The organism is Paraburkholderia sp. DD10 (genome assembly GCF_049177125.1).
GTDB lineage: Bacteria > Pseudomonadota > Gammaproteobacteria > Burkholderiales > Burkholderiaceae > Paraburkholderia > Paraburkholderia terricola.
Map to the genome: position 1 here is coordinate 2,091,726 of NZ_CP185392.1, position 15,826 is coordinate 2,107,551.

The window sequence follows — 15,826 nt, forward strand, 5'->3', positions numbered from 1 at the left end:
TGTTGAATTTGATATCAGATCTTCGTAAAGGTGATCAACGCACCGTTGGCGGTGGTGAACAGCAATTCCAGGTAGCCGCCGTGTTTGTGGCGACTCTTCAGTCGAACCGTCGTGATTAGGTGTGCACGGCGCGACAACGCGTCTAGCTAACTAGTAGCGCCAACACGTGCTCCAACCAAAGCTGAGCCGAAGCCCATTCAGCTGGGTAGTAATAGCAGGAACCTAAGTCTTGAAGAATGACCTTCTGCAATTCTTCCTCCGGTAACTGCATTGCTAGGATTGTTCGGATTTCGTGCTTCGCCCGCGACACCTCATCTGGAGCGCTGTGCTGCACGAAAGCACGAATAGCATCATCGACCGTACCAAACACCAAATCGAAGTCTTGGTTGAGGTACGCCGAAAACATGTTCTTTACTGTCTGAAAAGTTGCCGTCATTGGTGAGGGTACCCCGTCACGATTCTGTAACCTGTCGACATTGTAGGATCCTTCGTAATCACTAGCCGCACGTTGTTCACCGGCGCAGAGCTGGTCGCGCCACGGCTGAGGGTGGTGCCAACCGGTGTTGGCGACGTGTACTCAAGCGCCAGATAGCCTTTCGAATTTCCGGCCAGATAGCTTTGAATGGCCGATTGATTCGAATTGATCGCCTGGGAGACCGCGGTTTCAGCCGTCGCACGGTCAGCGAACGTCGATGCCGAGGATACGTTCGACGTCGCCAAGCGGTTCGCGAGATCCGCATCCGACATGCCGACGTGCCGTTCAATCAAGTGACCGCCCGCATCTTCATACACTTGTAGTCCACCGCCATCGGTCAAAGGCGTGAAAGGGCTGTTTGTGGCCCGAGAAGTAGACGCCAAAGAGCCATTCCTCGGCGCCGCGGGCATCGCAAACCCTGCCGCCCCTGCAGCAATCCCCTCTGTTGCCAGGCCGATCACTGACGCGTAGTACGCATCAGTTGCTGAGGCACCCGTCGCGTACATCAGTCCGCCAAAAATCCCCGCCAGCGGACTCCCCAGCATATTGTCGAGCGTTGCTGCCGCCTGACCCGGTCCGTTAGAAGTGGGCGATGGTGTCTCCACGGCCACTGTCGTGCCGCCTGCGGACCGGATGGTATTGCCTGCCAGATACGCCAGGGACTTCTGGTATGCGCATGCCGCAGACCCGGGCGACTGGCAGGCTGTGGCAAGCGCCTGGTCGCGCGAGGTGGACTTCTGCATCAGTGTGCCCGCCGTCGCGCACGCAGCCGCGTTGCCGCCATCGCATCCGGCGAGGGCCTCCGTGAGTTGCTGTGTCTCCGACTTCTGCCCCGGCAACACCGTGACGTGATTCAGCCAGTTGTTCAGCGTCTCGTTCTGCGCCGCCGTCACCGCGCCGCTTGCGTTGTAGCCCAACGCTTCCGCGATGCCGCCACTGACCCCGGTTGTGATCGCCGCCAGTACTGCCGGCGGCAGGTTACCGTTGCTGTCGATGAGCGGATTCAGCCCGGCCGACACCGCCCCGCCAATGGCCCCGCCCGCGCATCCCGTGCCACTCGCCGCGCCCGCCGCGCAGCCCAGGGCCGCGTGCGCCGCCCAGTAGAGCGGACTGCTCGTGGACAGCAGCGCACTCGAGCCGTCGAACGCTGTGCCGATGTCGTAAGCCCCTGCTGCCGCCACGTCGCTGATGGCATCGTTGCGCAGGTTCGTCAGGAAGCTGCCATCGCCGAGCGCCGTCTGAACACCCGCGTGAAGCGTTGCCTCGACGCCGATGGCCAGTGCCTGCTGCGGCAGGTTACCCGCCATCGAGGCTGCCGACTGCGCCACCGACGTGCCCGCGCCCGGCGCGGCACCCGCGAGCTGACCCAGCGTACTCACCCCCGCAGGCAGGCTGCTCACGTTCTGGGTCATGCTGAAACCCAGCGAACCGGTATTGCTGTCGACCGTGATCCCGCTCGTCAGGCCCGCCGTGATCGCCGCAATCGCCACCGACTCGAGGATGCCCTTGAAGCTGAACTGGCCGTTCATCGTCTGGCTGGCCAGCGAGCTGACCAGCGCGGCGAATGCGGCGTTCGCGGCCGCAGCGGTTGCGCTGCCCGCCGTCGCACCGGCGGCCACCGCCATGCTCGCGCCGGTTCCCGCACCCGCCGTCATCACCGAGATCGCCACGAGCATCACCATCTGCACGACGATGATCGGCCCCATCCCGCCATCGGAGATGATGCTGGTGTTCAGGTGATCGCTGACGCTGCTCTGCGTGAAGTTGCCGCCGAGCTGGTTTTTCAGGTTCGCGAGCAGTTGCGCGGTCGCGGCCTGATCGACGCTGCCATCGGCCGTGACCTGCTGCAGCGCCCCGCCGATCTGGTTAATCGTCTGCGCGTTCATGTCGTAGTTCATCGCCGACATGAAGCCGCCCTGCTGCAATACCGTCCCGGTCGTGACGGCAACCCCGCCCTCGACGTTCTGATAGATGGTGCCGATGTTGGTCGAGCGCTGTTCGTTCGTCAGGCTCGCCGTGTTCACGGTCAGGTTCTGCGCACTGACCGATCCGGTGTTGAGAATGCTGTTGGCGTAATTGAGCGTGACGTCGTTGCCGGTAATGGTTCCGTCCGCATTCACCCGGGCGAAGTTCTGCGGCAGCAGCACTTCAGGCATCAGCGCCCGCACGGTCGGGCATGCGCCATTGCCTGTTACCGTGCAGCCCGGCTCAGGCACGCTCTGCTCCGTGTACCAGAGCATCGGCGTATTGACCTGCGCGAGCTGCGCCGCACTCAGTTGGGTGCCGAGCGCGACATTGTGCTGCTCGGCGTACTGGAGCGCCGCGCCATAGAGCGCCGCCTTGTCCTGGTTGCCGATCGACGCCTGACTGGTGCTGTCGGTAGCGCCCGTCGTACTGTAGAAGCTGCTCTTGCCGGTCGCCTGCAACGCCGCCTGTTCGATCTGCTGGTTCTCGGTATACGGGTCGTAATAGAACGGCACCTTGCCCGGTTGCAGGGTTGCCGGCAACGCATTCAGCAGCGCCTGTGGGCTCAGCCCGCCCATCACCTGCGACGCCGGGTTGTTGATCAGATAGGTCGCGCTTGTCGATGCGCCAGCAAGGGTCTGCACGGACGACGGGGACGGGCTGCCGGTGGTGGCGACAGTGGGCGCGACCGGCTTGCCGACCGTCTGCACGCCGATCGGTGTATTCGCGGGCAGGCCTGCCGCGCCCGTGACGGACACCGGCTGACCGCCGAGTGTCGTCACCCGCCCCGCGTCATTGATGGTCGTCGTGGCACTCGCCGATACGGCCGGCGGCCCGAGCGAGATCACCTGCCCCGAAATGGCCGGCGGCGGTGTATAGACGTTCGGGTTCGTGATGCCGTTGACGAGCTGCGAGCCGCTCAGCGTCACCGTCTGGCCAATCACGTTACCGGTGTTGGTCAGCGTCGGCGAATTCACCGACAGCGTATTGCCTGCCTGGATGGTGCCCGGCACGAAGTCCGGCAGGCCGACCGACGACGGCAGGCCGGCTGGATCCTGCGTCGCGCCGCTGCCGTACGCACTGCCAAAGAGCTGCTGGCATAGCGCCGGATTGCTGGCACAGCCCCATGCCGGATACGAGGTCGTGTAGTGCATCAGATTGCTCGCCCAGTACGCGGACAGATACTGGTTGTCCGAACTGGCGGCATTCGTCGCATTGATCGTGACGTTGTTCAACGCCGTCACGAGGCTGCCGGTATTGCTGAACGTTCCCGCGCCCAGCGTCACATTGCGGTTGGCGGTAATCGTCGAGGGGCTGCCCGACTGCACATCGACGTAGGCTTCACAATTGTTTGTGCAGCCGGCATAGGGCGTCGCCGTGCCATAGTTCTGGTGGATCTGCACGGGCGCAGCAATCGTGTTCGTGATGGTGGCTGCATTGATCTGCACGTCGTTGCCAGCCGCGATCGCGCCCGATGTATTGGTCACGCTCGCAGCCTGGGTGGGCGACACGGCCGTCGTGCCGGCGCCACCGATCACCACGTCGTGCGTCGCCGCCAGGTCGCCGTAGGTATTGTTCACCGTGCCGGCCGCGATCACGATGTCGTGGCCCGCGGTGACCGTGCTGTTAATCTGCTGGTAACTGTAGGTTTCGGAGTTCGGGTTCGTCGTCGTGGACGTTGTGCAGCCGGTGAAGCCCGAAGCGCAACCCGCCGTCACCGTTTTCGTCCCCGTATTGGTGCCCTGATTCGTGAAACTGGCCGCGGTGATATTGACGTCGTTGCCCGCCGCGAGCGTGCCCGCGTTGGTCAGGTTGCCGCCCGACAGGTTCAGGTCGTGGCCCGCCACGATCTGCCCGGTGCTGCCCTGTACCGTCACCGAGGACGACGTCGAGAGCGGCGTCACGGTACCGGGCGACGCCAGCTTGATCCCGGACGGGTCAATGCACGCGCCCTGCACATTCGGACAGACGCTGCTTCCGCCCGTCGCCGTGCTCCAGATCGAAATGACCGCGGGGGCCTGCTTCAGGAAGCTGCTGATTGAAGCGACATCGATGGTGTCGGTGACCGTGGAGCTATAGCTGGAGCCGCCGTTGTTCAGCGACTGGAGGTTCAGCGTCGCGTCGTTACCCGCGCTGAGCGTGCCGCCCTGGTTATTCAGGCTGCTGGCGGTGACCGTCACGTTGTGGCCCGAGGCGATGACGGAACTGGCTGCCGTCGTACCACCTGTCGTGGTGGTGGTTTCAGTCGCGCTGGGCAGGTCCACCGTGACGGTCGCGATCGCAGCCGATGCGTTGTCGGCCGTCTTCACGAACCAGAGGTTCTGGGTAACCGGGTTGCCCTGGGCATCAACCGTGGTTACCGGCACTTCGACAAACGTTGCGGTGTTGCCCGTGACCACCGGCGCGCTGCCGGTCAGTTTGCCCCACAGGAACCGGCGCGCAGCGAAAGTACTGTTGATTGACGTGGCGTCGGCCACGCCATCGACGGACAGCGCGTCGGCCAGCGTGACGTTGTTGGAGAACGAGCCCACGACGCAGCACAGCCCGTCGCTGCCGATTCCATAGTGACTCGCCATGTCGATAATATCGGTGCCGACCGTTAGCGCGAGCGCGAGCGCGGTGTTCGCGACGGTCATGGTCGTCGTGGTGGTCGTCGCCGCGCCCGAAGCGCCCGAGTTGATGACATCGTTCGCGGTGATCGCGAGATCGTTGGTAGCCGTGAGCGTGCCGCCCGCATTGCCGAGGTCGCCGGTCAGACTGATTTTGGCGTTGCCGCTGCCGGCCGGGCTGCTGCTGTTGCCCGCCTTCGTGATCCCATTCGAGTTGTCGTAGCTCGCGCCGGTGATATTGAGCGTGTTCGCGGCTTCAACGGTGCCGGCATTCGTGCCCGAGCCGTTAAGCGTCAACGCGTTATTCGCCTGTACCGTCGCGTTCGCCTGGTTCGCCAGCGACCCGTTGATGGTCAGATCGTTCGCGGTGAGCGTGCCGGCATTCGACACCGCGCCATTCAGCGCGAGCGTACCGGCGCCCTGGTTAATCGTGCCGCTGTTGTTGATGCCCTGGCTCGCGGTGACCGTCACCGCCGTGCCGGGCAGCGTCCACGCGCCGGTGTTATTGACCGACTGCGCCGTCAGGTTGAAGGCGCTGCCGCCGTTCAGCGTTCCCGTGGTCGCCGCCGACGGATCGATCGCCTGGTTGGGCAGGTTCACCGTCAGACTGTCCTGTGCGAGGATCTGGCCGGCTCTGTTGTTGAAGCTGCCATTGCCGCCGTTCACCGTGACACGGGTGTCACCGACGACCGCCGTCGGGTGATTCACATCCCCCGCGAAAATCAGCCCGTTGCTGTTGTCGAGCGTGCCGCTGGTGAGCGCGAGCGTACTGGTCGCGAGCAACGCACCCGGATTGACCGTGCTGTTCGCCACGTTCAGGGTGTTCACCGGTCCGTAGATCGAGCCGCTGTTATTGAGGTCCGTCGCGTTGATGGCCGTCGTCGTGAGCGACGACAGCGCGCCCTGATTCGTGACCGTCGAACCGGAGACCAGCAGGTTGCCAGCGGCCATCTGCTGGCCCACGTTCGTCACCGTGCCGCCGGTCAGCGTCGCATCACCCTGATAGGCGGCCGTGCCGCCGGTCGTCAGGCTGGTCGTGCCCGTGGCGCTGTAGGCGTCGCCAATGACCGCATTCGCAGTCATGACGGTCGCCCCTTTCAGCGTCGCATTGCCGTTCACGGACAGCGCGGGGGCGCCCGGACTGAACGGTGCGTTCAGCTGGCCGGCGGACGTGTCGAGACTGTTCTGCGCCGTGGCGCTCAGGTTGCCGCCGACCGCCAGCCCCTGCGTCGTGATGTTCGCGCCGCTCAGCGTCGCGTCCTGCGAGACGGTCGTCTGGCCACCCAGCGTGAGATTCTGGCCCGCGTTCAGGGTCGCCGTGCCAGCCGTCTGGACGCTGCCCGCCGTGGCCAGATTGCCAGCCTGCGCATTCAGTTTCAGGTCGCCCAGGCTCGTGACGCTGCCCTGCGCGGTCACATCGGTGCCGGCCGTCACGTTCAGGGTGCCGCCCGAAAGCGCGGCGCCCGCCAGCGTGGCGCTGCCATTCGTCGCTGTGAGCGTTCCGGTGCCCACGGCGGTGGTCGCGCCAACCGAAAGATTCTGCGCCGCAGTGGCGCGCAGGTTGTTGCCGGTCTGGACCGTGCCGGAGACGGCGATATTGTTGCCGGCATTGAGCGTGGTGTCGTTCGCGACGCTGATCGCGCCTGAGCCGTTGATGTCGCGGCCCGCCGTCACGCTCGCGTTGCCCGTATTGCTGACCGCGAGCCCACCATTCAGGCCCACATCGCGCGCGGCTGCGATCGTCGTGTCCTGGCCACTCTGGACGGTGTCTGCGACGCTCGCGTCCTGCCCGGCAAGGATGCTGATCGCGCCGGGGCTTGACATCGCGCCAGCCACCGCGACACTGCCCGCCGCGGAGCCAATCTGCGCGTTGCCGCCGCTATAAACCGTGCCGCCGAGGCTGACACCTTGCCGGCCGGTCGCATTCAACGCACCGAGCGAGACCACGTTACCGGTCGTGGTCAGCGTCCCGCCTTCGGCAACCAGATCGGTGCCGCCGATTGACGCGGTTGCGCCTTGCACGGAGGTGTTGCCGCCCGAGGTGACGCCCAGATTTCCGCCGCTCGTGACGTTGCCGGCCAGCATCGTGTTCTGTCCGGCGTGAATCGTCACCGCGCCGGGTGCGCTCACCGTACCGCCGAAGTTCGCGTTCGTGCCCGCCGTCGCGTCGATCGTGCTGCCGCCCTGCACAGCGCCGTTCAGCGCAATCGCCTGTCCTGCATTCAGGTTGATTGAACCTTGCGACGACGTGAGATTGCCCTGGCCCGTGATCGAACCACCTTGCGCAGCAATCGTTACCGGCCCCTGCGCCTGCACCGTGCCGCCGACAGCAGCGTCCTGCCCCGCCGTCACCGACAGCGCACCGTTCGATTGCGCGTTGCCGTTCACGGTCGCCGAGCCTGTTTGCGCGGCGATTGTGGTGTCGCCGACGCCCGACACCTGCCCGTTGATTGTCGCATTGCGCCCGCCTGCGAGCGCCACCGTGCTGCCGCCCTGTACCGCGCCGTTGACGGTCAGGTCCCGCCCGGCCCTGGCCGATACCGTGCCCGGCGCGCTCAATCCACCCATCGTCAGATCGCCGTTCGCCGTCTGCAGCGCGATGTCGTGCGCCGATAGCGAGCCGATGATCATCGACTGGCCCGCTGTCAGGTTCGCGCTACCATTCGCGGCAACCGACGCCGCATTCAGGTTGCCACCTGCATTCAGTGTTGCGTCCTGTCCGGCCGACACCGGGGCCGTCGCATTGATATCACCACCGGCGTTGACCGTGTAGTTCTGGTTCGCGAGCCCGGCACCTGTAATCGTCGTGCTGCCGGTACTCGCCAGCGTGACGTTCTGGTTCGCGAACGTCGGACCAGCGGTGATGTCGCCGTTCGAACTCACGCTGACATTGCCCGCGGTCGCCGCGAGCGCGCCAAGGTTGCGCGCCCCCATCCCGGCGGCCGTGGATACGATATAGATCTGCCCCGAGGTAACCGATCCGTACTGGCTCGCGTCGATCGCGACACCACCGTTGCCGATCGCCGCTGACGTATTGAGCGCACCATTCGGTGCCGTCGTGTAGGTCGTCCCGGTTGCCCCAGTCGCGGCGGGTGTCACGCTCTGGTTGCCCGCGATGACATTGACACGCTGGTCGGCGTACAGCGGCGCATTGATGGAAACGGACTGGCCGATCAGGTCCAGATTGCCGACCGTGCCTTCGATGCCGGCCCCGGGCGTTCCGTTCGCGCCCGCTGGTCCGCTGATGCTGATGTCGCCGGATGTGACGGAATAGCCCAGCGCGCCTGCGTGAGCAAAGTCGGTTGACGTGCCGCCGGCGCCGGTGAGAAACTGCACGGCGCCTGTTGTGAGCGTCAGGTTCGAAACGTTCGTGACGCTCAGACCGTTCACGCTGATGCCATTCGGATTGCTCACGATCAGCGCAGCGGGCGAGCCGAATATTTCGAGCGGACCTGCCAGGACACTTCGGTACTGCGTCCCGGTCGACGTCACCTGCGCGAGAATCGTACTCGCAGTGCGTCCTGCCAGATTTGGGTTCGCGCCAAGCGTGCCACCCAGCAGCGGGGTCCCACTCACCAGACTGTTATTGAGCACGAGGCCCGACGCGTCTACATTCAGCGTCTGGAAGCTGTTGACGCTTATCCCGTTTGCATTGGGTTGCGCGATGTTCACCGTGGGCACGCCCGTGCCCGTCTGCGTCACGCTAGGCTGGAACTGGACCGGCGCGCGCGGATCGACGATGGGGGCCGCCAGGGCGACCCCGTCGAACAGTACCAGTAGCGGACTCAGGTACATCACGGCCGCCATCAGCCAGGCGGTCGACTTCACCCACACCGGATGACGATGCTCGCCGGCGGCCTCACCGCTCAGCTCGAAAATCCGGGACTGCCGCGCAGCCTGAGCCTGCGTCAATCTGGAAAGGGATCTTGGCAACACCGCGCGCATGGGGAATCCGGAATTTATTGTTCGCGCAGTGAAGTTAGCAGTGAGTTCAATCAGGCACTGTCAAGGTTTGTCAGTTTTCATTTTTAGTACAACACATTGTCAAATATCCGGCGGGAAATTCGGATATTCGACGAATGACTATCGGAAAATGCTGTCGAAACATCCGACAGGGGACTCAGTAACTGCGCTTTTGGGCGAGCATCCACGACGGCCTCCAGTCGGCATAGCCGCGTGGCGCAACAGACCGAACGAAGTTGATATTTTTTCCGCTGCAGGTGACAGGCGCGCATCAATATCAGGCAGCGTGGGCCAGGCTGCAGCACGTTGTGAGTAGTGACGCACATCCGGCATCCTCCTGTTGGCGGCCAGAAGTCGCGCATGCTGTTTCTGATGTGCGAGGCCGCCAGTCAGCCGTTGCTTTCCGTGGACCACAGCCTGTAGTGCCGCACGCCAGCTACGCTGCATGCGGCGACCGGTTCAGCCAGTTGCAGCGCCAGCGTTACCCTGGCGCTCCGTCATATGCGCTCTCTCCAGCTTTTCCAAACGATAACCGTAGCCGTAAATGGGCATGATGCAATAGCCGTTTTCGGGTCTCAGGCGAAGCTTCACTCGTACCGCGGACATGTGAGTATCCAGCGTACGAGTCGGAATGTCCGTCGAATGTTTCCAGATCATTTCCAGAATATGCGCGCGGGAGAGTGGTCTCGCCAGGTTACGGAACAACAGAAGCGCCAGCTGGAATTCCTTTTGCGACAATGCAATTTGCTCATCGCTCAAAAATACCCGCCCAGCCTGAGGTTCGAAAAGATAGTCGCCAAATTGCTGGGTGGTGGCAGCCGCATCCTGCCGATAGATTCGTTGTAAAAGCCGGTTGACGCGAGCGAGCAGAATGGGTGGGGGAACAGGCTTGACCAGGTAGTCGTCCGCTCCGGCATTGAGTGCATCAACAATATCTGATTCGCGCGCCCGACACGTCATGAATAAAACCGGCAGATTGGCGTCGTAATTTTCACGAATCCACGCAAGGGCAACGTCGCCCCGCACGTCCCCGACATTCCAGTCGAGCGACACAAGATCGAACGTCTCGCGCTGCATTTTACGAATGAGCGCACGCCCCTCCTTGAATAGATAGCACGTATGCCCGCCCTGCGTCAGAACTGCATTAATGAACTCCGACTGCTCCGGGTCGTCCTCAAGAATGGCGATACGCATGACAAAAACCTACATTCATTGTCGGACGTCCTATTTCTTATAGGAAATAACGTCCGAACGTTCTACGCGTTCACTAATGAACGACCGAGCTCCTCCCTGAGGAGGACCGCCAATCTCCATATAGCCAGTGATTTCACTCCTATTGATCAGATGTTTTATTTGTCAATCATCTTCAAATTGCACTTATCGCCGTACCTGATTCCAGCCATTGAAGGCCCCTTCGCTGCAACATGATTTTTAACATTCTAGCAGCACATTTTCCGATAGTTATGCGATGTCGTATAAATAAAACGCCAAATATAATAGGGTCGATACATATTTATTTACGGTGCCTCACACTCCTGGCACACAGCCGGTCGTCTTCCAGGGAACCGACGACAGTGCGAATAGAAAGCAAAGCGCTTCCTTTCGCGACAGCTGATATCAATTCGATTTGAGAGCGTGTTCCGCGCTGAGCCAGGGTTTGGTTTTTACAGAGGTTGTATGTGATTGAAACTCAATGCGCTCTCTCACTCGTCGTCGAGTGTTACGCCGCGATGTCATGGTTGAATCCGAAGCCGAAAGCGCGACCATAATCGCAGCATCAGCGTCGATCGACGGTGCCGGAGTCGCCTCGTTGAGCACTCACCGGCGTGAGGAGGCGCGCAGGATGCCCACATTGCCGCGCCGCAGTTTTCGGAATACTGCCGCCTTATTGCCGTTTGCGTGATCTGGTTAATGGTAAGCGCGCGGTGATGGCATCTTGAATCGACGTAGCAGCCTTGGGAGCATCGTGTCCACTTAACGATGGACTGACCCCCGGAAGTTGGACACTTCTGCAGGGAGTCTTGTGGGCAAGTATTCGGAAGAGACGAAGCTCGCGGTCGTCAAGGATTATTGTTCGGGAACGGCGGGTCTCAAGGTCGTTGCTCGCCGCCATGATGTGGATGTTACGTCGCTACGCAAGTGGGTGGCTGGTTATCGTTCGCATGGTGCTGCAGGCGTTAGGGAAAAAGCGCGGGCTACCTATAGATCCCGACCAGATTCTGACAGGCATGTTGGGCTACTTTATCAACGGTGGGACGGTTGAGCCAAAGCTAAAATTCAAGATCGCACCACTGGACGGTGCAGCTGCTGGCGGCGTCACGCTGGAACAGCTTGTAGCGAAGATCATCCTTGGCCCGAACGGCGCGTCTGTCCGCTCAACCATGGCTGTCCGGCGAATGCTGGAAACCCTTGGCAAGCCGTTACTCGCAGAGCGCGTCGTGACGTCGTCCACGCCATACCGGGCGAAGTAAAATCGCGTCCGCGCTGATGTGATTACCGCAGGCGGATCGACGGAAAGATGTCGCGTTTTCGGCGCGTCAATGGACATAATGCTAGGTTTTTTCGCCACCCCTGTCCGCTCCTCAGAAATGCGTCGAGGACCGCATGCCAGAAGGCGAACGCGGTCCTGCAAGCTCAACAGAACAACGTCACTTCAGATAAACGGTGAAGTAGGATTTTGAGGGGCCCTCGCCGCCTGATTCCATTCTCCATGCGGTTTTCGAACCGTCATCGGGCATTCCGTCGACGGCGATAAGGCCTTTCTGCAACATGCCGGCGAAGTCAAATGCGCTCCCAATGCCCAGGAACCTGAATTTGCTCCTGTTGGCGCCTTCCTTGGTGATGAAGTTGAATAATCCTTTGGGATATTGCGTGGCCGTGTCCTTGAAGTCGAACGGCGCTGGCCCATCGCTTGCCCCGGTGAACGTGATGGCCGCCGATCCCTGGCCCGCGGCGAAAATGGTGCCGGTTTCGAAGGCGGCGGAGCCGTCGGGCACGATGGCGCTGTCGAATGCAATCGAATTGCAGGCGATGGACAGGGACGCTGTGTCTTCGACCTTTATGTGGGTGCTCGTGCAGGACATGGAGATTGCCCGCAGCCGGCTCACGGAAGCTGATCTACAGGATATGCGATGATTGGCGATCAGGAAGGCTCCATCGCGGTTGCCCCCCTCACCAGAGGTCGGGGAACCCTGCAGCTTCGCCGCGGGCAAGGCGGCGATTTCCAGGGATGAGTTGGCTGCTGTAGAGAGCCCGCCGATTACGTAGGTTCCGCCGGGCAGGTCGACGAAGCTTGCCGTTACACTCATCGAGCCTAGATCATGCACGTTGATATTGAACGCCCCGGTGAAATTCGTTACCAGTGTGGAGTTTTCCCAGCCGACGAGAAACGTGCCGTATGGATATACATTGATTGTCGAGCCTGGCCGCTCCGATGGCACAACGGATCCTGCGACGTTTATGTCTCGAACGATGAAAGTGCCGGTGATATCGACCTCTGTTACCGCATCCTCGGTGCCAAGCCCCAGCACCGCGACTGCGGTAGGCTCCAGTTCGCCGCACACTAGCTTGAGTGTTCCACTATTGATGGCGATTCTCGTCACGGCGGGGTTATCAATCCAGGGGCCAGGCGTCGCCCCCCAATCCACAAAGACATCGATATCCTGGGGGATTGGCGCAAGCGTCAGACTCCCATCGCCAGTCATGGTGAAACTTTTCCCAACTCCCTTGCGGAAAGCGCTGCAGGGACGGTCGTCCAGGCGGGTGTCTCCATACACGTCGCCATCGTAAACATCATCTTCATCGGGATGCCAGACAAAGGTTTCTTTACTCACGGTTCGCTCCCTTGACCACGTTGTTCAAAACTTCACCTTGTCACCGAAGTGCAAGGCTTCCCTGTTCGAGCTGGTTCTGACCGGCGCCGACCGTTATGACGTCACGCGGCGGCTGCCGCTGATCGATGACATCCCGCCGATTCGCGGCGGGCGAAGCTGACTGCTTGAAAGCAACTGCAGCCAATCTCTGACTGGATTGTCAGACGCAGGTGTGAACAGAACAACTACCAACATAGTTAGTTGTGGCGATTCGCGAAGCGATCAAGAATGGACCGGAGGCTTTGATCGATCCACTGACCGGGACTGCACGATCGCACTTGCTCCATGCGGCGTGGTTCACGGGCCGGATCAGGGTCGATCTCTGATGGTCGTCACGCTGAAGGATGAAACCGGACAGGTCAACGTCATCATCTGGCCATCCCTGCTGGAAAAGCAGCGGCGCGAAGCGCTCGGCCCGTCACCGCTTGCCGTGAACGGACCGTCCGGCAGAACGACAAAGGCGGCCACCGAGAGCAAACGGATCGCGACCGACAAGACCGAGTCGACGCTCGCCGGCTTGATGACGTCCGGCGGACCGAACTGAAGGAACGCGACGCGCGGATCTTTCCGGGCCACTACGCGCCCGGGATGATCGAGGAGGAAGGCCGACGCGTTGTGAAACCGATGCGCTACCAGTGCCGGCCGGCGGGCATGCCGGCGAACTACGACGTGCGCTTCCCAAGGACCTATAACGCGGTCGGGACAATCTCGAGGGCTTCTGGAAGTCACTGGGCCCGGACGGAAGGACGGGAACTTAAAGATGGGGGAAAGGACGGGAACCGTAGACCGTATTAATTCTGTCACCGTTGCGACAATAAATTTGTCAATCTGCGGTCGTGCGGCGCGTCATCGCCTGAAAAGCCTTGCTGCATACGAATTCGATGGAGCGAAATAAAAGTGTCAACTGCAGGCGCAGATGTGAAGAAGCGACTGCCCGGTACGCGCCACTCCACATCGAAGGCAATCGGCTTGTCTCACGCCCCGCCGCCCCGGCCGCCGGACTTCCGAGCTCGGCCACAACCGGTCACTCGGCAAGGCAACGAGATTTGGCGACAGTTTAGTTCGGCGTATCCTTGAGGATCGATTTTTTGACACCCTTGGCCACGATCCCGATAACCAAGCCCGATGCAAGCACATCTCAGAATCGCCAGACCTGTCAGCGACCTTTCGCGGGCGGAAAGCATGTATTGCGCAGCGCTTAAGCTCGTTGTCTTGGCAAAATTTCAAAACCATCAGGGGTTCGATGGCGTGATGCTCGGACGTCCCGGCACGGACTATCACTTCGAGTTCACACAGTGCCTAGAACATCCGGTCGCGCCGACACCAACGCGCGAGGATTTGCTGGTCTTTTACGCACCGGATCGCGTTGAGTGGCAGTCGACTTGCGATCGCCTCGCCGAAAGCGGGTTTGTTTGCGTGACGTCGCTCAATCCTTATTGGGACGTGTTAGGTAAAACATTTGAGGATAACGATGGCTACCGCATCGTTTTGCAAAACTCGGCGTGGTCCTCATGATGCATGCGTAATGCATTTGGGTGCCACCTCGACCGCTTTGTAGCAAGTCGCACGGTCCGCGTGAAAGGCGAGCCCCGGCCTCGATTAGACGTTCGACATCGGTGCAAAAATCGTCAGTTGCACCGACGTCAGTTTGTATGTCAAGATCGACGCTATGGAAATTCGTAACGTATCAATCAAGTCTCACCACCATCACGGTCGTCGTTCGATGCGCCGTGGTACGTTACGCCCATAGCAGGAGATCCGGGATAGCAGTTTCCCGCTCTATGCACAACGACCAAGGCGCCTTAGAGGGTGTTAGGCACTTTTTGTCAGACCTGGTATCCTGGCAGAATGAAAAAACGCAGGCCATACCCAACGGATGTATCGGATGAAGAGTGGTACTTCGCCGCTCCGTACCTGACCTTGATGAACAAGGACGCACCGCAGCGCCGCTACGAACTGCGCGAGATGTTCAACGCGCTGCGCTGGATCGTACGCGCGGGTGCACCGTGGCGTTTGTTGCCCAATGACTTTCCACCTTGGGAACTGGTCTACCAGCAGACGCAGCGCTGGATTCAGGCCGGCTGTTTCGAGGCCATGGTGAATGACCTGCGTTCGATCATCCGGATCGCGCAGGAGCGTCGTGGTCAACCCAGCGCGGTCATTCTCGACGGGCGGACCCTGCAGTCGACCTGCGAGAGTGGACCTCGCGCCGGTTACGACGGCTACAAACGCAAACGCGGCAGCAAGGTCCACATGGCGGTTGATACTTTGGGGCAATTGCTTGCTGTGCATGTTACGCCGGCCAACGAACAGGAACGCGCGCAGGTCGGTGAACTGGCGCGTCAGGTTCAGCAGGCCACGGGCCAGACGGTCAAGGTGGCGTTCGCCGATCAGGGATATACCGGCGAAGAGCCTGCGCAGGCGGCACTCGATGAAGGAATCGAGCTTCAGGTAATCAAGCTGTCGGAGGCGAAAAAGGGCTTCGTGCTGTTGCCGCGTCGCTGGGTGGTCGAGCGCAGCTTCGGCTGGCTCAACCGCTTCCGTCGACTGGCCAGAGACTACGAGCGATTGCCCGAAACCCTGGCTGGTTTGCACTTCGTCGTCTTCTCCGTGCTTATGCTTATCCACTTTGCAGCCCTTAACAAAAGTGCCTAACACCCTACAAGGGCTCCCCGTTGAGCACAAGCTCAATCGAAGTTCGCTGTGATACATGCTGCAATGCCGTGCGGGTGCATGTGGGAAGGTGAAGGACTGCGGTTCTACAACCGGTCATGTTGGGCCAATGGCCCGGACCCTGATGAAAGACGCGCGCAGAGGCCTCATTCTCTAGCCGGGAATGGATATCCCCGCCGTGTTATCCAGGTACGCTCCGCGCGGGTCCAACCCGCTTCACATCACCGCTGGCAGTGCAAAGTGATCGTTTCTACTTGCTCATGGCGTCT

The 15,826-nt window shown here is 61.3% G+C and carries 8 protein-coding genes and 2 pseudogenes; 6 read left to right on the forward strand and 4 right to left on the reverse strand.

Translation table 11 applies throughout. The features are described from left to right. Positions 1-142: 142 nt before the first annotated feature. From ACOCG7_RS09525 to ACOCG7_RS09535, 3 genes are all read right to left on the reverse strand, one after another. Positions 143-436, reverse strand: coding sequence for a contact-dependent growth inhibition system immunity protein (locus tag ACOCG7_RS09525; protein WP_421375240.1), 294 nt, complete (start codon positions 434-436; stop codon positions 143-145). Continuing rightward, complete coding sequence (locus ACOCG7_RS09530; protein ID WP_421375242.1) at positions 433-8,994, reverse strand: RNase A-like domain-containing protein; 8,562 nt, start codon at positions 8,992-8,994, stop codon at positions 433-435. The genes ACOCG7_RS09525 and ACOCG7_RS09530 overlap by 4 nt, the downstream gene beginning before the upstream one ends. Positions 8,995-9,471: 477 nt before the next feature. Beyond that, complete coding sequence (locus tag ACOCG7_RS09535; RefSeq protein ID WP_421375244.1) at positions 9,472-10,206, reverse strand: response regulator transcription factor; 735 nt, start codon at positions 10,204-10,206, stop codon at positions 9,472-9,474. Positions 10,207-11,035: 829 nt separating this feature from the next. Between ACOCG7_RS09535 and ACOCG7_RS09540 the strand changes: the two genes are divergently transcribed. Further along, positions 11,036-11,275: a transposase gene (locus ACOCG7_RS09540; protein WP_421375246.1), complete on the forward strand. Its 240-nt coding sequence runs from the start codon at positions 11,036-11,038 to the stop codon at positions 11,273-11,275. Continuing rightward, the gene (locus ACOCG7_RS09545; protein WP_421377683.1) at positions 11,175-11,483 is read left to right on the forward strand and encodes a hypothetical protein; all 309 of its coding nucleotides are present in this window, start codon (positions 11,175-11,177) and stop codon (positions 11,481-11,483) included. The genes ACOCG7_RS09540 and ACOCG7_RS09545 overlap by 101 nt, the downstream gene beginning before the upstream one ends. 177 nt (positions 11,484-11,660) lie before the next feature. On the opposite strand, the gene ACOCG7_RS09550 is transcribed toward ACOCG7_RS09545, so the two are convergent. Next, on the reverse strand, positions 11,661-12,845 hold the full coding sequence (locus ACOCG7_RS09550) for a hypothetical protein (RefSeq protein ID WP_421375248.1): 1,185 nt from the start codon (positions 12,843-12,845) through the stop codon (positions 11,661-11,663). 60 nt (positions 12,846-12,905) lie between these two features. Between ACOCG7_RS09550 and ACOCG7_RS09555 the strand changes: the two are divergent. The 4 genes and pseudogenes from ACOCG7_RS09555 to ACOCG7_RS09570 form a co-directional block, all read left to right on the forward strand. Beyond that, positions 12,906-12,999 (forward strand): annotated as a pseudogene (locus ACOCG7_RS09555) (IS5/IS1182 family transposase); the annotation flags it as partial. Between the two features lie 333 nt (positions 13,000-13,332). Next, positions 13,333-13,615: pseudogene (locus tag ACOCG7_RS09560) on the forward strand (hypothetical protein); the annotation flags it as partial. A 394-nt stretch (positions 13,616-14,009) separates the two neighbouring features. Next, the gene (locus tag ACOCG7_RS09565; RefSeq protein ID WP_421375250.1) at positions 14,010-14,399 is read left to right on the forward strand and encodes a VOC family protein; all 390 of its coding nucleotides are present in this window, start codon (positions 14,010-14,012) and stop codon (positions 14,397-14,399) included. A gap of 333 nt (positions 14,400-14,732) precedes the next feature. Beyond that, a complete protein-coding gene (locus ACOCG7_RS09570) occupies positions 14,733-15,539 on the forward strand; it encodes an IS5 family transposase (protein WP_083081298.1) in 807 nt (268 codons plus the stop codon). The last annotated feature ends 287 nt before the right edge of the window (positions 15,540-15,826 follow it).